The 19,110-nt window shown below is 61.9% G+C and carries 17 protein-coding genes; 6 read left to right on the top strand and 11 right to left on the bottom strand.

The genetic code is table 11. The annotated features are described in order from the left end of the window. Positions 1 to 50: 50 nt before the first annotated feature. The 7 genes from hflX to IOD17_RS02575 form a co-directional block, all read right to left on the bottom strand. Positions 51 to 1,352, bottom strand: coding sequence for a ribosome rescue GTPase HflX (gene hflX / locus IOD17_RS02605; protein WP_233683552.1), 1,302 nt, complete (start codon positions 1,350 to 1,352; stop codon positions 51 to 53). A gap of 14 nt (positions 1,353 to 1,366) precedes the next feature. Then, positions 1,367 to 1,627 (bottom strand): RNA chaperone Hfq, encoded by a 261-nt coding sequence (hfq, locus tag IOD17_RS02600; RefSeq protein ID WP_090249679.1) that lies wholly within the window; start codon positions 1,625 to 1,627, stop codon positions 1,367 to 1,369. A gap of 102 nt (positions 1,628 to 1,729) precedes the next feature. Beyond that, a complete protein-coding gene (gene miaA / locus IOD17_RS02595; RefSeq protein WP_233683551.1) occupies positions 1,730 to 2,707 on the bottom strand; it encodes a tRNA (adenosine(37)-N6)-dimethylallyltransferase MiaA in 978 nt (325 codons plus the stop codon). 28 nt (positions 2,708 to 2,735) lie between these two features. Next, entirely contained in the window at positions 2,736 to 4,613 is a 1,878-nt protein-coding gene (gene mutL, locus IOD17_RS02590; protein ID WP_233683550.1) for a DNA mismatch repair endonuclease MutL, read from the bottom strand. Further along, entirely contained in the window at positions 4,610 to 6,028 is a 1,419-nt protein-coding gene (locus IOD17_RS02585; RefSeq protein WP_233683549.1) for an N-acetylmuramoyl-L-alanine amidase, read from the bottom strand. The genes mutL and IOD17_RS02585 overlap by 4 nt, the downstream gene beginning before the upstream one ends. 19 nt (positions 6,029 to 6,047) lie before the next feature. Continuing rightward, positions 6,048 to 6,515 carry a tRNA (adenosine(37)-N6)-threonylcarbamoyltransferase complex ATPase subunit type 1 TsaE gene (tsaE, locus tag IOD17_RS02580; RefSeq protein ID WP_233683548.1) on the bottom strand — a complete coding sequence of 156 codons (468 nt, stop codon included), beginning with the start codon at positions 6,513 to 6,515 and terminating at the stop codon, positions 6,048 to 6,050. Next, positions 6,503 to 8,002, bottom strand: a complete 1,500-nt coding sequence (locus IOD17_RS02575; RefSeq protein ID WP_233683547.1) for an NAD(P)H-hydrate dehydratase — start codon at positions 8,000 to 8,002, stop codon at positions 6,503 to 6,505. Before IOD17_RS02575 ends, tsaE begins: the two co-directional genes overlap by 13 nt. Positions 8,003 to 8,062: 60 nt before the next feature. Here IOD17_RS02575 and queG point away from each other — a divergent pair, with 60 nt between their 5' ends. Next, the gene (gene queG, locus IOD17_RS02570; RefSeq protein WP_233683546.1) at positions 8,063 to 9,124 is read left to right on the top strand and encodes a tRNA epoxyqueuosine(34) reductase QueG; all 1,062 of its coding nucleotides are present in this window, start codon (positions 8,063 to 8,065) and stop codon (positions 9,122 to 9,124) included. A gap of 43 nt (positions 9,125 to 9,167) precedes the next feature. Here the strand turns inward: queG and orn are convergent, their stop codons facing one another. Further along, the gene (orn, locus tag IOD17_RS02565) at positions 9,168 to 9,710 is read right to left on the bottom strand and encodes an oligoribonuclease (RefSeq protein WP_233683545.1); all 543 of its coding nucleotides are present in this window, start codon (positions 9,708 to 9,710) and stop codon (positions 9,168 to 9,170) included. Positions 9,711 to 9,806: 96 nt separating this feature from the next. Next, positions 9,807 to 10,580 carry a class I SAM-dependent methyltransferase gene (locus IOD17_RS02560; protein ID WP_233683544.1) on the bottom strand — a complete coding sequence of 258 codons (774 nt, stop codon included), beginning with the start codon at positions 10,578 to 10,580 and terminating at the stop codon, positions 9,807 to 9,809. Positions 10,581 to 10,699: 119 nt separating this feature from the next. On the opposite strand from IOD17_RS02560, the gene rsgA reads away from it, so the two are divergent. Continuing rightward, positions 10,700 to 11,731 carry a small ribosomal subunit biogenesis GTPase RsgA gene (rsgA, locus tag IOD17_RS02555; protein ID WP_233683543.1) on the top strand — a complete coding sequence of 344 codons (1,032 nt, stop codon included), beginning with the start codon at positions 10,700 to 10,702 and terminating at the stop codon, positions 11,729 to 11,731. Between the two features lie 48 nt (positions 11,732 to 11,779). On the opposite strand, the gene motB is transcribed toward rsgA, so the two are convergent. Together motB and motA are read right to left on the bottom strand one after the other, a co-directional pair. Further along, positions 11,780 to 12,787: a flagellar motor protein MotB gene (gene motB, locus IOD17_RS02550; protein ID WP_233683542.1), complete on the bottom strand. Its 1,008-nt coding sequence runs from the start codon at positions 12,785 to 12,787 to the stop codon at positions 11,780 to 11,782. Positions 12,788 to 12,795: 8 nt separating this feature from the next. Then, on the bottom strand, positions 12,796 to 13,647 hold the full coding sequence (gene motA / locus IOD17_RS02545) for a flagellar motor stator protein MotA (protein ID WP_233683541.1): 852 nt from the start codon (positions 13,645 to 13,647) through the stop codon (positions 12,796 to 12,798). 119 nt (positions 13,648 to 13,766) lie between these two features. Here motA and IOD17_RS02540 point away from each other — a divergent pair, with 119 nt between their 5' ends. From IOD17_RS02540 to IOD17_RS02525, 4 genes are all read left to right on the top strand, one after another. Beyond that, positions 13,767 to 15,281, top strand: a complete 1,515-nt coding sequence (locus IOD17_RS02540) for an HDOD domain-containing protein (RefSeq protein WP_233683540.1) — start codon at positions 13,767 to 13,769, stop codon at positions 15,279 to 15,281. A gap of 46 nt (positions 15,282 to 15,327) precedes the next feature. Continuing rightward, the gene (locus IOD17_RS02535; RefSeq protein WP_233683539.1) at positions 15,328 to 16,143 is read left to right on the top strand and encodes a rhodanese-like domain-containing protein; all 816 of its coding nucleotides are present in this window, start codon (positions 15,328 to 15,330) and stop codon (positions 16,141 to 16,143) included. A gap of 27 nt (positions 16,144 to 16,170) precedes the next feature. After that, entirely contained in the window at positions 16,171 to 17,031 is an 861-nt protein-coding gene (gene asd / locus IOD17_RS02530) for an archaetidylserine decarboxylase (RefSeq protein ID WP_233683538.1), read from the top strand. Between the two features lie 232 nt (positions 17,032 to 17,263). Beyond that, a complete protein-coding gene (locus IOD17_RS02525; RefSeq protein WP_233683537.1) occupies positions 17,264 to 19,069 on the top strand; it encodes a molecular chaperone in 1,806 nt (601 codons plus the stop codon). Positions 19,070 to 19,110 lie beyond the last annotated feature (41 nt).

Genomic DNA, 19,110 nt, shown 5'->3' with positions numbered 1-19,110 from the left:
CCAATGCTACAGAATGCATGCAACCCGCGGCAAAGTCGCGGGCGCAGGCTTTATTGCAAAGTGTGTTGCTCGATAAATTCCTGTGGCGCAAGCCCTTCGCGACTCACCAGGCGGTTCAGCTCAACGCGCGGCAGACGCACCGCCAGCAAACTGCTGCCATCTTCACTGTAGGATTCGCTCTGTACCACGCCAAGAGCAAAGAACTGCGCACGCATACGCCCCAGCCGCTGCGGCAATTGCAATGTACCGACAAACAGGTCGTCACCCAACAGCTCCGCTATCGCCTGACGCAACAGCGGCAAACCACGCCCATCACGCGCAGAGAGCCAAACCCGCTGCGGTTTACCATCCGCATCACGTTGAATTTGCGGCTCCACCCCCTCAAGCAGGTCGAGCTTGTTGTACACCTCAAGCATCGGCAGCTCCTGGGCACCAATCTCGCCCAGCACCGCCAGCACCTGCTCGATCTGCTGATCACGCTCCGGCTCGTGAGAATCGATCACGTGCAGCAGCAAGTCGGAGTTGCTCGATTCTTCAAGGGTCGCGCGAAATGCCTCAACCAGCTTGTGCGGCAGATGACGGATAAAACCCACGGTATCGGCAAGCACAATCGGCCCGAGGTCATCGAGCTCCAAACGGCGTAAGGTTGGATCGAGGGTGGCGAACAGCTGATCGGCCGCGTAAACGTCCGAAGTGGTCAGGGCATTGAACAGGGTCGACTTGCCGGCGTTGGTGTACCCCACCAGCGACACCGACGGAATATCTGCACGCTGGCGACCACGCCGCGCCTGCTCACGCTGGCTGCGCACCTTCTCGAGCTTCTGTTTGATCTGACGAATCCGTACACGCAGCAGGCGGCGGTCGGTTTCCAGCTGGGTTTCACCCGGCCCACGCAGGCCGATCCCGCCCTTCTGTCGCTCAAGGTGGGTCCAGCCGCGCACCAGGCGCGTGCTCATGTGATCGAGCTGCGCCAGCTCGACCTGCAACTTGCCTTCATGGGTACGCGCGCGCTGGGCGAAGATATCGAGGATCAGGCCGGTACGGTCCAGCACTCGACACTCGAAAGCGCGCTCAAGGTTTCGCTCCTGACTGGGCGTGAGCACATGGTTGAAGATAACCAGGTCAGCCTCAGCAGCCTTGACCTGATCACGCAGCTCTTCAACTTTGCCGCTGCCGATCAGGTACTTGGCGGTCAGCCGATTGCTCGGAATGCTGAAAAACGCAACAGTTTCGGCACCGGCTGAAAGCGCCAGCTCCTGAAACTCTTGCGGGTCCTCGCGCACCTCGGAATTTTGGCCGTCCAGATGAACCAGAATGGCCCGCTCTCCACCTTCATGGCGCTCGAAGAACAATGCAGCCTCCTAAATCAGGCGTTACCAGGCTCAGCTTCAGCTTGCTCGGTTTCGCTTGCGCTCGGCAGACGCACCGGACGGCTCGGCACCACAGTGGAAATGGCGTGTTTGTAGACCATCTGGCTGACAGTGTTTTTCAGCAAAATCACGAACTGGTCGAAGGATTCGATCTGGCCCTGCAGCTTGATGCCGTTGACCAGATAGATGGAAACCGGGACGCGTTCCTTACGCAAGGTATTCAGGTAAGGGTCTTGTAGCGAATGCCCTTTTGACATGTGCCGCACTCCTTTAAGGATCAATTTTCAATAATTTTTAGTAAACCAACGAACGGCTTAAAGCCGTCTTACCCCCAAGAGTAGACGGCCAACGGCAAGGTCTCAGGTCAATATGGAGACCGCTGCCAGGTATTTCAAGGCACGCGGCAGATTGTCGCAAGCCGCACTGTCGAGCCAATGCACATCCTGCTGCCAACCACGCAACCAAGTGAACTGCCGCTTGGCCAGCTGCCGCGTAGCGATAATGCCGCGTTCCTGCATCTGCGCAGCATCGAGGTTGCCGTCCAGATAATCCCAGACCTGGCGATACCCCACCGCTCGTATAGACGGCAGACCGACATGCAAGTCACTTCGCTGACGCAGGCGTTCGACCTCAGCAACCAATCCCTGTTCCAACATCAGCTGAAATCGCAGAGCGATTCGCTCGTGCAGCAGCTGCCGTTGCGCCGGGGCAATGGCCAGCTGCGCCACAGTATAGGGGAATTGGCGCGCCGCCGATGTGCCGCCCGCAGTATTTTCTGCAGCCTGGCGCTGGCGGTGAACGGTCATGCTTTCGCCGCTGACGTGATAGACCTCAAGGGCGCGAATCAGGCGCTGCGGGTCATTGGGGTGGATACGCGTCGCCGACTCGGGGTCGACCGCACGCAACTCGGCATGCAGCGCTGCCCAACCTTCGGCCTGGGCACGCGCCTCCAGCTGCGCGCGCAACGACGCATCGGCGCTCGGCATCTCGGCCAGACCATCCAGCAACGCCTTGAAATACAACATAGTGCCGCCCACCAGCAGCGGAATGCGGCCACGCGCAGTGATATCCGCCATGGCCGCCAGGGCATCAGCGCGGAACTCGGCCGCCGAATAACTCTCAGCCGGATCGCGGATATCAATCAATTGATGTGGAAACTCAGCCAGCGTGGCTTTGTCCGGCTTGGCGGTGCCGATATCCATATCACGGTAGATCAGCGCCGAATCCACGCTGATCAACTCACATGGCAGCACACGCGCCAGCTCAATAGCCAGATCGGTCTTACCGGCTGCAGTCGGCCCCATCAGGAAGATCGCCGGAGGCAGGCGCTCGGACATGCTCAAAGTCTCTTAGTGGCGCGGCGGCTTAACGGCCGCGCAGGAACAGCTTGTCCAGATCATCCATGCCCATTTGCGTCCAGGTTGGACGCCCATGGTTGCACTGACCACTTCGCTCGGTGTGTTCCATGTCGCGTAGCAAGGCGTTCATCTCTGGCAAGGTCAACCGCCGATTGGCGCGAACCGCCCCGTGACAAGCCATGGTGCCGAGCAACTCATTGAGATGCGCCTGAATGCGGTCGGTGGTGCCGTATTCCAGCAGGTCCGCCAGCACGTCCTGCACCAGACGAGTGGCTTCAGCTTGCTTGAGCAATGCCGGAATCTGCCGAATTGCCAGGGTTTCCGGGCCTAGGCGCTGCAACTCGAAACCCAGCCGCTGGAACCACTCGGCATGTTCTTCCGCGCAGTCCGCCTCGCGCTGGCTCACCGCAATCGATTCCGGCACCAGCAACGGTTGCCCCCGCAGCCCTTCACTGGCCATCGCCACCTTCAGTCGCTCATAGGTGATGCGCTCATGGGCCGCGTGCATATCCACCACCACCAGCCCTTGGACGTTCTCGGCAAGGATATAAATGCCCTTGAGCTGAGCAATCGCATAACCCAGCGGCGGAATATCCCCTTGGGCATCCGGCAGGGCTGCTGGCGCCGGCATATTGGCCAACGGAGTGAAATACTCGCGATAAGCGCCTTGAGCCTCGGCGGCCGGCAGCGGGGTTTCCGGGCGATAACCCTGATAGCCGGCGCCTGGCGAACGCCAGACGGATGCACTCGGCGCAGGTTCAAGCAGGCTGGCCGCCAGGCCGATCTCGCCCTGCGGACCAAACTCGCCAGCTGCCTGCCCGGTAGGCCGCACCATCTCGGCCACCGTCGCCGGAGCCGCGAGCTGATCCTCCGGACGCACTTCACCCAGCGCCCGATGCAAGGTGCCGTAGAGGAAGTCATGCACCATGCGACCGTCACGGAAGCGCACTTCATGCTTGGTCGGGTGTACGTTGACGTCGACCACCGACGGGTCAATTTCCAGAAACAACACAAAGGTCGGATGGCGACCGTTGAACAGCACATCGCGATAGGCCTGGCGTACGGCGTGAGCAACCAGCTTGTCGCGCACCATGCGGCCATTCACATAGAAATACTGCAGGTCCGCCTGGCTGCGTGAGAAGGTCGGCAAACCAACCCAACCCCACAGATGCAGGCCATTGCGCTCGATATCGATGGGCAGCGCCTGCTCGAGAAACGCCGGGCCGCACACCGATGCCACGCGCCGCGCACGGCTCTGCTCATCTGGCGCCTCATGCAGACCGAGCACCGTCTTGCCGTTGTGACGTAGATGGAAGGCCACATCAAAACGCGCCAGCGCCAAACGTTTTATTACTTCTTGCAGGTGATCGAATTCGGTTTTTTCGGTCTTGAGAAACTTGCGCCGCGCCGGGGTGTTGAAGAACAGGTCGCGCACTTCCACCGAGGTACCAACCGGGTGCGCTGCGGGCTGCACCCGCGGCTGCATATCACGACCTTCGGTTTCCACCTGCCAGGCCTGCTCCGCACCCTCGGTGCGTGAGGTCAACGTCAGGCGAGCGACGGAGCTGATCGACGCCAGCGCCTCACCGCGAAAACCCAGGCTCATGACCTGCTCCAGGTCTTCCAGCTCACGGATCTTGCTGGTGGCGTGGCGGGCCAATGCCAGCGGTAGGTCGTCCGAGGAAATACCGCTGCCGTTGTCACGGACCTTGAGCAGCTTGACGCCACCCTGCTCGACATCCACTTCGATGCGGCTGGCCCCGGAGTCCAGGCTGTTCTCCAACAGCTCTTTGATCACCGAGGCAGGCCGCTCGACCACTTCACCGGCAGCAATCTGGTTCGCCAGCCGCGGACTGAGCAGCTGGATACGTGCGGCTTCACTCATGGCTGCGCAGCCAGAGCAGTGGCAGGAATCTGCAGACGCTGACCGACCTTGATCACATCATTTTTCAGCGCATTGGCATTGCGCAGGGCACCCAGACTGACCTGATAACGCTGAGCAATCAGTGCCAGGCTTTCACCGGAGCTGACCACATGCTCGCGCGGGCCGAGGGCAATCTTGCCGTTATCACGCAGCCAGGCCACGTGAGTGCCAGGCGGCGGATTTTCATGGAAGAACTGCCGCACGCCCGTAACGATGGAGCGCGCCAGCGCCTGTTGATGGCTGGCAGTAGAAAGCTTCTTGGCTTCGTTCGGGTTGGAGATAAACCCGGTTTCCACGAGGATCGACGGAATATCCGGTGATTTCAATACCATAAAACCGGCCTGTTCCACCCGCCGCTTATGCAGTGGGGTGACGCGCCCCATATGACCAAGCACCTTGTTGCCAACGTTCAGGCTGGATGACAGCGAAGCCGTCATCGACAGATCAAGCAATACCCCAGCGAGCATCTTGTCCTTGTCGTCCAGGCTGACATTGCCAGCACCACCGATCAGGTCCGACTGGTTTTCCGCATCCGCCAGCCAGCGCGCGGTCTCCGAGGTGGCGCCGCGATCCGACAGGGCATACACCGACGCTCCAAATGCAGCGGCGCGCGGCGCAGCGTCGGCATGGATGGAGACAAACAGATCAGCCCCCTTCTTGCGGGCAATCTCGGTGCGCTTGCGCAGCGGGATAAAGTAGTCGCCAGTGCGCACCAACTCGGCGCGGAAGCCCTTCTCGGCATTGATCTGCCGCTGCAACTCCTTGGAAATCGCCAAGGTCACATGCTTTTCATACTGGCCTTTGACCGGCGATAGCGCCCCAGGGTCTTCACCACCGTGGCCAGCGTCGATGGCAATCACGATATCGCGCTTGCCATTGGGCACTGGCGTCAGCTTCGGCGGAGCCTGGGTCGGCGTAACCGGCACTTGGGGAGCAGTGGTCACGGTTGTGGCCGGCAGGCTAGGTGCAGCGCCGCTTTCCTGATCGAACAGATCAACCACCAGGCGATGGCCGTACTGCTGATTGGGCGCCAGGGTAAAGCTCTTCGGCGTGACCGCCGCTGACAGGTCGATGACCACGCGCAGGTCATCCGGAGTGCGCTGCGCCGAGCGCACGCCAGTGATCGGGGTGTTGCTCAGGGTCAACTGGTCGAAATTGGTGGCCAGTTTGGCCCCACTGACATCAATAACGATGCGATTGGGCGCCGACAGCAGGAACACGCTGTGTTGCACCGGGCCGGACAGATCAAACACCAGGCGCGTGTTATCCGGCGCGCGCCACAAGCGAACACTGCGCACATCCGAAGCGGCCAACACATCGGCGGCCAAGGCGACCAATGCCACTCCAATTGCGATGAAACGCGCGCCTATGCGCATAGCCAACCCCATTATTAATTCATGCCCCGACGGCCAAGGTGGCGCACCAGGTGTTGCCGCGCTCGCCCTGCGCCTGTAAATGCAGCGCCCGGCCGGCTCCTTGCGGGCTAATGGTAATGTCCATGTCTGCCTTTGGCAAAACGCCTGCACCGCGTTGCGGCCATTCGACCAGACACAGGGCATCGCCCTCGAAATAATCACGAATACCAAGAAACTCCAGTTCCTCGGGATCGACCAAACGGTACAGGTCGAAGTGAAAGGCCCGTGCCGTGCCCAGCTCATAGGGCTCCACCAGGGTAAAGGTCGGACTTTTTACCGCACCGGCATGCCCCAACCCACGGATAATGCCGCGCGACAGGGTGGTTTTACCGGCACCGAGATCTCCATGCAGATAGATCACTCCAACCCCGCCGGTCACTGCGGCAATACGCGCGCCCAGCGCCAGCATCGCCTCTTCATCGGCGGCAAACAGTTCTAACTCAGACACGCAGACTGCTCCTGCAACAATTGACGAATAACCGCACACAAATCACTGGCCGCCAGACCACACCCCTGCTGCGCCAGACGCTCACCGGCCACGGCATGCAGATAGACCGCCAGTTGCGCCGCTGGCAGCGCAGCCAGACCTTGCGCCAGCAACGCACCGAGAAAACCGGCCAGCACATCACCCAAACCAGCACCGGCCATGGACGGATGGCCACGCTCACACAACCACAGGCCGCCATCCGGCGCAGCAACCAGGCTGCCCGCACCTTTCAGCACACATACCGCTTGATAGCGCTGGGCCAAAGCCCGCGCCACCGCCGGACGGTCAGCCTGCACCTCGGCCGTACTGATACCCAGCAAACGCGCGGCCTCACCAGGGTGCGGCGTCAGCACGCCCCCCATCGGCAACTGAACCAACCCCTGAGCCAGAAGATTCAGTGCATCGGCATCCCAAACCTGCGCAACCTGACTGACCGCAGCCGCCGACAGCAGACTGCGCCCCCAGGCGCCCTGTCCCAATCCCGGCCCGACCACCCAAACGCTGGCATTAGCACCCAGCGCCAGCAGCTGATTGGCTGACGCCACGCCAGCGGCCATCACTTCGGGTAAGCGCGCCTGCGCCGCAGGCAAATGCTCACTGCGCGTGGCAAGACTGACCAACCCGGCACCGGCGCGCAGCGCGCTTTGCGCCGCCAACAGGCCGGCACCGGCAAAGCCACGATCGCCGCCCACCACAAGCACATGACCCAGCTGCCCCTTGTGCACGCCATGCAAACGCGCCGGCAACTGCGGCAAACGGGCTTGCGCCAGGCGCTGGGCCATAAATGCTTGAGCAGCGACCAGCGCCGCATCGGCCTGGAGATCATCAAACTGCAACTCACCGCGGTAATCCGCCGACTGCCCGGTATACAGGCCTAGCTTGAGGCCGATCAGGGTGACCGTAAGCTCTGCTCGCACGGCTACGCCCAGCACCTGGCCAGTATCGGCGCAAAGCCCGGACGGAATATCCACCGCCAGCACCGGCAGACCGCTGACATTCAACAGGCGGATGGCCTGGGCATAGGGTTCACGCACGGCCCCCTGCAAGCCCGTGCCAAGCAGAGCATCGAGCACCACGCCCTGTAGCTCGGCGCACTCACTCCAGGGCTGCACCGCCACACCAGCGGCCAGCGCCTGATCTCGGGCCAAAGCGGCATCGCCATGCAACTGCGCGGCATCACCGACCGCCAGCACCTGCACCCGCCAGCCCGCACGCAGCGCCAAAGCGGCCACCAGGTAACCATCACCGGCGTTGTTGCCGCGCCCGGCCAGCACCGTCAGCACACCGGCATCCGGCCAGCGCCGACGCAGGGCACGCCAGATGGCATGCGCGGCGCGGCTCATCAGCTCGAAACCCGGCGTGCCGGCCGCGATCAACCGCGCGTCCAGCTCGCGCACCTGGGCAGCGCTGTACAGCGGCAGAGGAAGATTGTCAGGCGATTGCAGCATGCGTCGGCTCCGATGTCTGGCAGAATTATACCCACCTGCGCCCCGGTTACCCGCCCTCATATGAAGACTGACACCCTTGACCTCGCCACCCTCGCCCAGTCGATCAAAGACTGGGGCCGTGAGCTGGGCTTTCAACAGGTCGGGATTGCCGATGTGCATCTGGGCGAGCACGAAGCGCACCTGCAGCGCTGGCTGAAAGCGGGTTATCAGGGCGAGATGGACTATATGGCCGCCCACGGCAGCAAACGCTCCCACCCGGACGAACTGGTGCCCGGCACCCTGCGCGTGGTGTCGCTGCGTATGGACTACCTGCCTGGCGACACGCAGATGGTGCAACGCCTCGCCCAGCCAGAGAAGGCCTACGTGTCGCGCTACGCCCTGGGCCGCGATTACCACAAGCTGATCCGCAAACGCCTGCAGCAGCTGGCCGAACGCATTCAGCAACAAATCGGCCCGTTCGGCTTTCGCGCCTTTGTCGACAGCGCGCCGGTGCTGGAAAAGGCCATTGCCGAACAGGCCGGGCTCGGCTGGATCGGCAAAAACACCCTGGTGCTCAACCGCAAGGCCGGCAGCTACTTCTTCCTTGGCGAGCTGTTTGTCGACCTGCCACTGCCAGTGGATGAGCCGCATGCCACTGAGCACTGTGGGCGCTGTACGGCCTGTATGGACATCTGCCCCACTGCCGCCTTTGTCGGGCCCTATGTGCTGGACGCGCGGCGCTGCATCTCCTACCTGACCATCGAACTCAAAGGTTCAATCCCTGAAGAGCTGCGTGCGCCCATCGGCAACCGGGTGTTTGGCTGCGATGACTGCCAGATGGTCTGCCCGTGGAACCGCTTTGCCAAACCCAGCGCACAGAGCGACTTCCAGCCGCGCCATAGCCTGGATAATGCCGAGCTAGCCGAGCTGTTTTGCTGGAGCCAAGAAGAATTTCTCAGCCGCACCGAAGGCTCGCCGCTACGCCGCGCCGGCTACGAGCGCTGGCTACGCAACCTGGCCGTGGGCCTGGGCAATGCACCGTCCAGCATCCCGGTGCTGGAAGCACTCAAGGCGCGCCGCGAACACCCATCAGAACTGGTGCGCGAGCATGTCGAGTGGGCGCTGGCGCGCCACGGCCTGTAACCGAACACAGAAAAAAGCCCGCAATTGCGGGCTTTTTTATGCATCACACTTTAAGAAAGTGCTGGCGGTAGTGCTTCAACTCAGCGATGGATTCACGGATATCGTCCAGCGCCTGGTGTGTACCCTGCTTCTGAAACGACTCTTTGACCTGAGGTGCCCACATACCCGCAAGAATCTTCAGGGTCGATACATCCAGATAACGGTAGTGGAAGTAGGCTTCCAGATTCTGCATGTATTTGTAGAGGAAGCGCCGGTCCTGGCCGATGCTGTTGCCGCAGATCGGCGACTTGCCCTTCGGCACCCACTGTTCGAGGAAGGCGATGGTCATGGCTTCCGCTTCGGCCGGGCCGATGGTGCTTTCGCGTACGCGCTGGGTCAGGCCGCTCTGCCCGTGAGTACGGGTGTTCCACTCATCCATACCAGCCAGCAGCTCATCACTCTGGTGCACGGCAATTACCGGGCCTTCGGCGAGGATGTTCAAATCGCTGTCGGTAACAATGGTGGCCATCTCGATGATGACGTCTGTTTCAGGTTCCAGACCGGTCATTTCCAGGTCGATCCAGATCAGGTTATTGGCGTTCTGCATGGGCGGCTCCTCAACTAAGGCCGACAGTTTAACAGGCCACCGAAAAACTACTGCGCTCGGCGATGCAGCACGCAACTCGAACGACTGACGAATGCGTCAGCCACGCATGCGCCATAACAGCAGCCGCGACGTGCGCCAGTCGTGCAACTCGATCTGCTGATCCGCAGGCTGCCCCGGCACCTCGAAGGTATTGCTGATCAACAGACTGCCGGCCGGCATCTGCGCGCAGGCCTTGGCCCACAGCTCGGGCATCGGCGCCGGCGAGAGGAAGCAATACACCACATCAAACGCAGCCAAGTCGGTACGCCAGAGGTTTTCGTAGCGAATCTGGCAATTACGCTGCGGTACAGCGCGCAACCAGGCGATGGCAAAGGACAGCGGCGCGGTCTCCACGCCGACAAACTGCGCCTGCGGGTAATCGCGGGCCAAGCTCAGCAACATGCCGGCCGGGCCACAGCCCAGATCGATAAAGCGAAACTGCGCGGGTTGCTGGTCAAGCACTGCACGCAAATGCTGACGCGTGCCGGCTGCGGTCAGGTACAACGGCACGCGCTCGCCAAAGCTGTTCCAGTTGAGCAACAACAGCAGAAAGAACCCCCCAAGAAACACCCAGGATGGCAGCGGCGCGCCACTGGCTAGCAGCAGCGCCGGGACAAACAGCAGATTCAAGCCGCACCACCAGCGCGACAACCCCAGATAGCGCGCCAGCGTGGCAGCCAGCAAGCCTTGCAGCAGGCCGGCAGCCAGCAGCGTCGGTCGCCAGGGTGACAGCTGAGCGATCAGGTACAGCGCCAAACCGACCAACAGGGTCGCGCCCACTTGAGCAGACAAGGCCAGCAGCGCCGGATAATGGCGGACAACGCGCAGCATGCAGACTCCTCAACTGTCCGACCGATGATGCGCCGCAGTTTAGCTGCGCCAGCAGCTCAATAGGCAGCCCGTGCTAGACTCGCGACCGTTTACTGCGCAATTCAACTCTCGGAAGCCCCATGGCCAAACGCCAACTCAACCGCCGGCAAAACTGGCGTATCGAAAAAATCCAGGGCGAGCGTGCTGCCCGCGCCGCCAAGCGCGAGTCGCAGGCCGTACAGATTCTTGAAGGCGGCGACCTCGGCCCGGAACAGACCGGCCTGGTCATCGCGCACTTCGGCGTACAGGTCGAAGTAGAAGCTCTGGATGGCGAGCTGGCCGGCCAGGTATTCCGTTGCCACCTGCGCGCCAACCTGCCGACCATGGTCACTGGTGACCAGGTGGTGTGGCGCGCCGGCAACCAGGGCATTGGCGTGATCGTCGCGCAATTGCCACGCAGCACCGAACTCTGTCGCCCGGACACCCGTGGCCAGCTCAAGCCAGTCGCGGCCAACGTCGACCTGATCGTGATCGTCTTCGCCCCACTACCCGAGCCCCACGCCAACCTGATCGACCGCTACCTGGTAGCCGCCGAGCACGCCGGCATCCGTCCGTTGCTGTTGCTGAACAAGACCGACCTGCTGGATGAGCAGAACGCCGTCGCCCTCAACCGCATGCTCGGTGTTTACCGCGAACTCGGCTATCCGCTGCTGGAAGTCTCGGCCCACGGCGGCGACGGCATGCAGCAGTTGCAACAGCAACTCGATGGCCATGTCAGCGTGTTCGTCGGCCAGTCCGGCGTCGGTAAATCATCGCTGGTCAACAGCCTGCTGCCGGAAGTCGACACCCGCGTCGGACCACTTTCCGAGCTGACCGGTAAAGGCACCCACACCACCACCACCGCACGACTGTTCCACTTCCCCGGCGGCGGCGAGCTGATCGACTCCCCGGGGATTCGCGAATTCGGCCTGGTGCACGTCAGCCGTGACGATGTAGAAGCCGGTTTTATCGAGTTTCACGAGCTGATCGGCCAATGCCGCTTCCGCGACTGCAAGCACGACCGCGAACCGGGCTGCGCCTTGCTCAAGGCATTGGAAGATGGCCGCCTGCACCCGCAGCGCATGGCCAGCTATCGACATATCCTGGCCAGCCTGCCGGAAGCCGAGTACTGAAATGCACAAGGCCGCGACATTGCGCGGCCTTGTTCGGGTGCTCGCCCTTTATCCCCCGGGCTGATCGAACTTCAGTACACCGTCTTCAAAGATATTCAGCCGTTCACGCAATTGGCCGTCCGGCAACGGGTCACCCGGAGCCGCCGGTGCTGCCGGTGCCGCGCCGGCTTCGGCGGGTGGCGCATCAGTGCCCGACTCGCCCTGCTCGCCCTCGATGGCGCGCTGGGCCTTCTTGGTCAGCACCACGATATCGATACGGCGGTTGACCGGATTGAGTGGATTGTCTCGATCAAACAGCGCCGATGACGCATACCCCACCACCCGCGCGACCTGCTCCTCGTCGTAGCCGCCGGCGATCAGCACGCGCCGCGCCGCGTTGGCCCGGTCAGCTGACAGCTCCCAGTTGCCATAACCACCGCGGCCGACAAAAGGCGCCGCGTCGGTATGACCACTGACGCTGATTTTGTTCGGCACGGCAGCAATGGTGTCGGTCATGGCCAGCAGGATGTCCTCGAAATACGGCTGCAAGCGCGCGCTGCCGGAGGCGAACATCGGCCGGTTCTCGGCATCCATGATCTGAATTCGCAGACCATCCTGGGTGATCTCGAACAGAATCTGATCCTTGAAGTTCTGCAGTTGCGGGTTTTCCTCGACCTTGTTCTGCAATTCCTGCAACAACAGCTCCAGGCGCTCGCGCTCGACTTCCTCTGCCAACGACTCGGCCTGCTCCTTGCTGATGTCAGCCTGGGCATCCTCGGCCGGGGTCTGCTCGTCCTTGGGCTCCGGGTTGAGGGTACGGTCGGGCGCGGGGGTGGGCGAGCCGCCCAGGTCGATCACATAAGGGCTGGCGCTTTCAGAAAAGCCCACCGGGTCCTGAAAGTAGCCGGAAATCAGTTTCTTCTGCTCGGGTGTGGCCGAGGACATCAGCCACATCACCAGAAAGAACGCCATCATCGCCGTGGCAAAGTCGGCAAAGGCAATTTTCCAGGCGCCACCGTGGTGGCCGCCAGCAACCTTTTTGACCCGTTTGACGATAATCGGCTGGTTATTCTCCATGCTGCGTCTTAGCCCCCACGCATGGCTTGTTCAAGCTCGGCAAAGCTTGGCCGATGCGCCGGGTAGAGCACCTTGCGGGAAAACTCCACGGCCAGCGACGGCGGCATGCCCGATGCTGAGGCCACCAGACCAGCCTTGATCGCCTCGTAGACGTTGAGCTCTTCCTTGGCATCGTGCTCCAGCGCGCCAGACAACGGACCAAAGAAGCCGTAAGACGCCAGGATGCCGAGGAAGGTACCGACCAGGGCCGTACCCACTTTCTCACCGATTTCCGCGTTGTCCGCCTCGGCGAGAATCGACATGGTGATCACGATCCCCAGTACCGCGGCCACGATCCCCATCGCCGGCATGCCGTCAGCAACCTTGGCCACAGCGTGCGCGGGGTGCTCGAGTTCTTCCTTGAGGCTGGCGATTTCCATATCGAACAGACCCTCAAGCTCATGTGGCGCCATGTTGCCAGAGGACATGATGCGCAAGTAATCGCAGATGAACGAGGTCATCCGTTGATCCTTGAGAATGCCGGGGTACTTGCTGAAGATCGGGCTGGCGGCGGGGTCTTCAACATCCGCCTCGATGGCCATCATGCCTTCACGACGACTCTTGTTGAGGATCTCGTAGAGCAGCTTGAGCACGTCCAGGTAGTAGTGGTGGGTGAAGCGCGAGCTGAACATGGTCAGCGACTTCTTGAACACCTGCATGAACATGCTGCCCGGGTTGGCTTGCAGAAATGCCCCCAATGCTGCACCGCCAATAATCATCACTTCGAAGGGGTGGACCAACGCCATGAACTTGCCGCCAGAGAGGATAAACCCCCCTAAAACGCTGGCGAATACAACGATAATGCCAATGATCTTTGCCATAGGAAGAGACTTGCCAGAGAGGGTAGAAAGAGGCTGTGCAAAACAACCCTTCTATTTATCGGAAGTTTTGCGCGAGACTATAGCCAGTTAAGGTCAAAAGCCAGCTTGTCTCAACCCGCATGCATAAGCCAGTCCACTCTCCGCGTACGCTCAACGACTGGCTCAAGAAGCTGGACAACCAGCTATTGCCTGCCTCCAGCGACAGCCTGCAAACCTTGCGCCGCGCCCTGGCTGACAGCAGCCGCTCACGGCGTGAACTGGCTGATCTGATGCAAAGCTGCCCAGCACTGGCCCTCAGCGTGCTGCGCGAAGCCAACAGCAAGAGCAGCGGGCTCAATGAACAGACTGACAGCCTCGAAGCCGCCATTAGCCGCCTCGGCCTGAGCCGCACCGAAGCACTGCTCAACCGCCTGCCTGCCCTGCCTGAACAGGATCTGCCGAAGGCGCTACGCCAGATTCAGCTGATCAGCCAACACGCCAGCCAGCAGGCCAATGGCCTGTTCGCCGGCCGCCTGGCCCGCCTGTGGCAGGAGGTGCATTGGGGCAGCCTGCTGTTTCTCGCCCCTGTTTGGACCTTGCTGGCCGCCCACCCCGAACTGTTTGATGCCTGGGAACAACGGGTGCTGGTCAAGGGTGAAGCAACGAGCACGGTGGAGCAGGATCTGCTCGGCGTGCCCCTGCTCAAGCTGTGCCTGGCCCTCAGCGAACACTGGCGACTGCCGGAGTGGATCACCCTCGGCTACCGCCTGCTGGTGAATGACCGCCGCCTGCTGGTCAAGGCACTGCACATCGCCCACAACAATGAGCACCCGCTGCAACAGCAGCAATGCCTGGATGCGGACAGCAATCTGCGCCGCTGGTTGACCCAACCCGCCAACAGCATCCTGCTGGCCAACTGCCTGGCGATTTCCGCGCACTATGCCTGGAACAGCCCGCATAGCCTGCGCTGGCAACGTCTGACCGGCCTGTTCCTGCAATTGCCGCTGGATACCCTGCAGCAACAGGTGCACCAGCACGCCGTCAGCAGTGCACGCCTGGTGTACAGCAGTGACCTCTGGCACCCTGCCGAAGCCTTGCTCTGGCCGTGGCAGGCGCGCCACTTGCAGGCCGTCGTCGAGCCGCCGAAACCCGTGGTCGTCAGCGCGTGGCGTCAACACTGTGCTCAGCTTCTCGCGCAGCCCAGTGCCTTCAGCAACGTACTGCAACTGACCGCCTGCGCCAATCACGCGTTACAAGCCTGTGGCATGCAACGCGTGCTGATTCTTCTGGCAGACCGTAATCACACTCGCCTGATGACCCAGCAGCACAGCGGCCTGGACAAGTCAGCCAGCAGCCTCAGCCTTGATCCGCAGCAAAGCCAGTTGCTGCGCCGCCTGCTCAGCACACCGGCGCAACTGCGCCTCAGCCCGAGCAACATTGCCCAATTTTCGGCCACGCTGCCTGGCACCCTGAAAAGCCTGTTCCCCACCGAACATCTGCTGATCCGCTCGCTGGCCAACAACAACCGGGTGGTCATGCTGATCTTCGCCGACCAGGCGGGTAGTGCCTTCAGCGACGCCAGCGTGCAGGGCTTCGGCAAAACCGTGCAATGCATTGAGCGGGCACTGAGCACCTTTGCCAGCCGTGGGCGTTAGGCTTCCGCTACAATTCGCCCCCTTTGAGAACGAAAAGAGGCCCGGCATGACCGCCTTCGCTGAGTTGCCCTTATTGATTGAGCCGGCCCAACTGGCCAGCCGCCTGAACGCCCCCGAGCTGATTCTGGTCGACCTCACCAGCACAGCGCGCTATACCGCCGGGCATATCCCCGGCGCACGCTTTGTTGACCCCAAGCGCACCCAGTTGGGCCAGCCACCAGCGCCCGGCCTGCAACCTGAACGCGAGCAGCTGGAGCAATTGTTCAGCGAGCTGGGGCACAACCCGGACGCGGTCTATGTGGTCTACGACGATGAAGGTGGAGGCTGGGCTGGACGCTTTATCTGGCTGCTGGATGTCATTGGCCACGCGCACTACCACTACCTGGATGGCGGCCTGCACGCCTGGCTGGCCGAAGAGTACGAACTCAGCACCGCAACACCGGACGCTGGCACTGCAAGCCTCTCGCTTAACCTGCAAGATGCCCCCACCGCCAGCCGCGAATATCTGCAAAGCCGCCTCGGCGCGACCGACCTGGCGATCTGGGATGCCCGCTCACCCGGTGAATACAGCGGCGCGAAAGTTCTGACCCAGAAAGCCGGGCATATCCCCGGCGCGGTCAACTTCGAATGGACTGCCGGCATGGACCCGGCGCGCGCCCTGCGCATTCGTCAGGACCTGCAGGACCAGCTCAATAGCCTCGGCATCACCGCCGACAAGGAAATCATCACCCACTGCCAGACCCATCACCGCTCAGGATTCACCTACCTGGCCGCCAAGGTCCTGGGCTATCCACGCGTAAAAGCCTATGCCGGCTCCTGGGGCGAATGGGGCAACCACCCCGACACCCCCGTCGAACGCTGAACGCCCGCCCCCACTTAAGGAAACTCCATGAAAGATCGCCTGTTTATCCTCAGCCAGTACCTGTTGCCCCACCACCTGCTGTCGCGCCTGATCGGCTGCGCGGCCGAGTGCCGCGCGGACTGGTTCAAAAATCGCCTGATTGGCTGGTTCGCCAAGCAATACCAGGTCGACATGAGCGAAGCCCAGGTCGAAGACCTCAGCGCTTTCGCCCACTTCAATGATTTCTTCACCCGCGCCCTGAAAGATGGCGCGCGCCCACTCGACAGCACGCCAGGCGCAGTGCTCTGCCCGGCCGACGGCGCGGTCAGCCAGCTCGGCAAGATCGAACAAGGCCGGGTATTTCAGGCCAAAGGCCACAGTTTCAGCGTGATCGAACTGCTGGGCGGTGACAGCGAACGCGCGGCGGCCTTCATGGGCGGCGACTTCGCTACCATCTACTTGTCGCCGAAGGACTACCACCGCGTGCACATGCCGCTTGCCGGCACCCTGAAAGAAATGGTGTATGTGCCGGGCCGGCTGTTCTCGGTCAACCAGACCACGGCCGAGAATGTGCCTGAGCTGTTTGCCCGCAACGAGCGCGTGGTCTGCCTGTTCGACACCGAGCGCGGGCCGATGGCTGTGGTACTGGTCGGCGCGATGATCGTTGCCTCGATCGAAACCGTATGGGCCGGGCTGGTCACACCGCCCAAGCGCACCCTGAAAACCGTCAAGTATGACGAAGCCGCCCGCGCGCCGATCCATCTGGAAAAAGGCGCAGAACTGGGGCGCTTCAAACTGGGTTCCACCGCCATCGTGCTGTTTGGCCCCGAACAGGTGCAGTGGGCTGCTGAACTGGCGGCCAACAGCCCGGTACGCATGGGTCAGGGTCTCGGCACGCCACGTGCTTGAGTAATCCCCGTGGCACGCGCCGCTGCGGCGGCGTGTGTCATCGCCCCGCGCATCAGTGAACCTGCACACGTCATATGCAGTCACATATGCATGCCTTCTGCTGATTGGTTTGCCACACCATAGCGGCAATCGCGCCAAGGTCTTGGCTGCGGGGCATGCGAGATACTGCTAGAGTCGAAACATAATTCTTAGATTCACCCGCCTTGCCTGTGTGCTGGAGCCTCTGATTTAGATGGATAAACAGAATTCTCACTTGCTGCTGCGCGTCACCACGCCAGACAAGCAAAGCCTGTCATTCTGCGAAGCCAGCCCCCGCGACCTGAAGAAATGGGTGGACGGCCTGCCCAAGGCCAATATTGGTGAAACGGCACGCCAGCTCTACCAGGCCCTGGTCGAACTCAACCAACTGCTGACCCCGTCGGAAAATCGCCTGCAACTGCTGGAGATTCTCCGTCCGGAAATCTATTTCGTCTGTAAGCAACTCGAGAAACACTTCCTCAACCAGGCGATTGTCCTGGATGAACGCCCGCGCAAGGTCGCCAACCTGTGCCAGGCCCTGCAAAATCACCTGGCCATCGGCTACAAACTGATCGTCGCGCGCATCGCCGCACAAGCTAACCCGGCACGCAACCAACTGCTGGCAGTAGCCCTGCAACGCTCGACCCACAGCCTCTGCGGCCCGCTGATCCGCGCCAGCCAGCTGTACTGCCCGGTGCCGGAAGGGCTGTGGCTGGAGCTGCACCAGTTGTACCAAATTGCCCGCACCCGCGACTTGCACAAGACCCTAGTACGTGACACTCAGGCCCGTCACACCCAGGGTTTGAGCACTGAACAAAGCTACCTGGTGGCCCTGTTGCTCGGCTGCGCCCGCTGCAACCAGATGCGCCAAAGCGCCATCGCACGCCTCGCCGAAGTGCTTGAGCCATGGAGCGCTCTGGCTACTCTGCAAGCTGGCGACCAGGCCTCCAGCCTGTTTGCCGTAGCCCCACAACTGGATGGCCCACCGCGTTACATCTCCTTGTTCCAGCAGAATGAACTGCACAATGCCGTTGGCATCGACCCCAGCGCGCTGGTCGATGCGATCAAGGAGCACCTGCTGCTGCCTGCCGAGAACCTGGCCCAGTCGCGCCTGCTGGTCCCGGAAGGTTTCAGCCAGGACATGCTGCAGCACCTGGCGGCCGCCTGGGGCGATATTGCCGAGCGCACCTTCCAGCGCAGCCAGGGCCAGGGCGCCCTGACCCTGTGCATCGGCATGAGTTCGCTGCACTACCACCTGGCAGGCAAGCGTCCGTTCAACGAAGTGCTGCAACTGCCCGAGACCACCAATGCCGCCGTATTCAAGCCCGACACCGGCGCACCGGACGTCTGGTCGAATGCCTTCGATGCGCAGAAGACCAACCTCTGGGAGAACGGCCTGCCTTTCGAGGAAATCCAGTACAACGCGCCCGCCAAAGGCGCAGCTGCCGCCGAACCGAGCAGCACCGAAAGCTATCCGACCTATGAAGTGGCCATCGTCAATATCAGCCCAGGCGGCTATTGCCTGTCCTGGCCGAAGGAAGTCCCCAGTCAGTTGCAGGCCGGCGAACTGCTCGGCGTACAAGGCTTACCCAAGCAGGGCTGGAGCATTGCCGTGGTGCGCTGGATTCGCCAGGTACGCGGCGGCGGAACGCAGATGGGCATTGAGCTGATTGCCCCGCACGCCCAGGCCTGCGGCCTGCAACTGGTGCGCAAGGCCGAGCAGAACAGCCAGTACCTGCGCGCCCTGCTGCTGCCGGAAATCAGCGCCATCTCGCGTCCAGCCAGCCTGATCACGGCACGTTTGCCATTCCAGGAAGGCAATAAGGTCAGCATCAACCTCAACGGCAGCGAACACCGCGCCGTACTCAGCCGACGCCAGGCCAGCACCGGCAGTTTCAACCAGTTCGAATACCGCAGTGTCGAGCAGACCAGCAGCGATCACGGGAAGCCCGTCACAGCGCCGAAAAGCCGCACACCAGGCGGGGAGGAAGACTTTGACTCACTCTGGAAGTCGCTGTAGATTGCCGACGCACTCCCTTTTGTCGCCTTTTCGCGCCCGTT

Origin of the sequence: Pseudomonas anguilliseptica (assembly GCF_021375795.1) — a bacterium.
Classification (GTDB): Bacteria; Pseudomonadota; Gammaproteobacteria; order Pseudomonadales; family Pseudomonadaceae; genus Aquipseudomonas; species Aquipseudomonas anguilliseptica_A.
This window is presented reverse-complemented; position numbering and strand designations above follow the sequence as displayed.

Coding starts and splice junctions, on each gene's coding strand:
- hfq (WP_090249679.1), bottom strand. CDS start 1,627: ATGTCAAAAGGGCATTCGCTACAAGACCCTTACCTGAATACCTTGCGT.
- miaA (WP_233683551.1), bottom strand. CDS start 2,707: ATGTCCGAGCGCCTGCCTCCGGCGATCTTCCTGATGGGGCCGACTGCA.
- mutL (WP_233683550.1), bottom strand. CDS start 4,613: ATGAGTGAAGCCGCACGTATCCAGCTGCTCAGTCCGCGGCTGGCGAAC.
- IOD17_RS02585 (WP_233683549.1), bottom strand. CDS start 6,028: ATGCGCATAGGCGCGCGTTTCATCGCAATTGGAGTGGCATTGGTCGCC.
- IOD17_RS02575 (WP_233683547.1), bottom strand. CDS start 8,002: ATGCTGCAATCGCCTGACAATCTTCCTCTGCCGCTGTACAGCGCTGCC.
- queG (WP_233683546.1), top strand. CDS start 8,063: ATGAAGACTGACACCCTTGACCTCGCCACCCTCGCCCAGTCGATCAAA.
- orn (WP_233683545.1), bottom strand. CDS start 9,710: ATGCAGAACGCCAATAACCTGATCTGGATCGACCTGGAAATGACCGGT.
- IOD17_RS02560 (WP_233683544.1), bottom strand. CDS start 10,580: ATGCTGCGCGTTGTCCGCCATTATCCGGCGCTGCTGGCCTTGTCTGCT.
- rsgA (WP_233683543.1), top strand. CDS start 10,700: ATGGCCAAACGCCAACTCAACCGCCGGCAAAACTGGCGTATCGAAAAA.
- motB (WP_233683542.1), bottom strand. CDS start 12,787: ATGGAGAATAACCAGCCGATTATCGTCAAACGGGTCAAAAAGGTTGCT.
- motA (WP_233683541.1), bottom strand. CDS start 13,647: ATGGCAAAGATCATTGGCATTATCGTTGTATTCGCCAGCGTTTTAGGG.
- IOD17_RS02540 (WP_233683540.1), top strand. CDS start 13,767: ATGCATAAGCCAGTCCACTCTCCGCGTACGCTCAACGACTGGCTCAAG.
- IOD17_RS02535 (WP_233683539.1), top strand. CDS start 15,328: ATGACCGCCTTCGCTGAGTTGCCCTTATTGATTGAGCCGGCCCAACTG.
- asd (WP_233683538.1), top strand. CDS start 16,171: ATGAAAGATCGCCTGTTTATCCTCAGCCAGTACCTGTTGCCCCACCAC.
- IOD17_RS02525 (WP_233683537.1), top strand. CDS start 17,264: ATGGATAAACAGAATTCTCACTTGCTGCTGCGCGTCACCACGCCAGAC.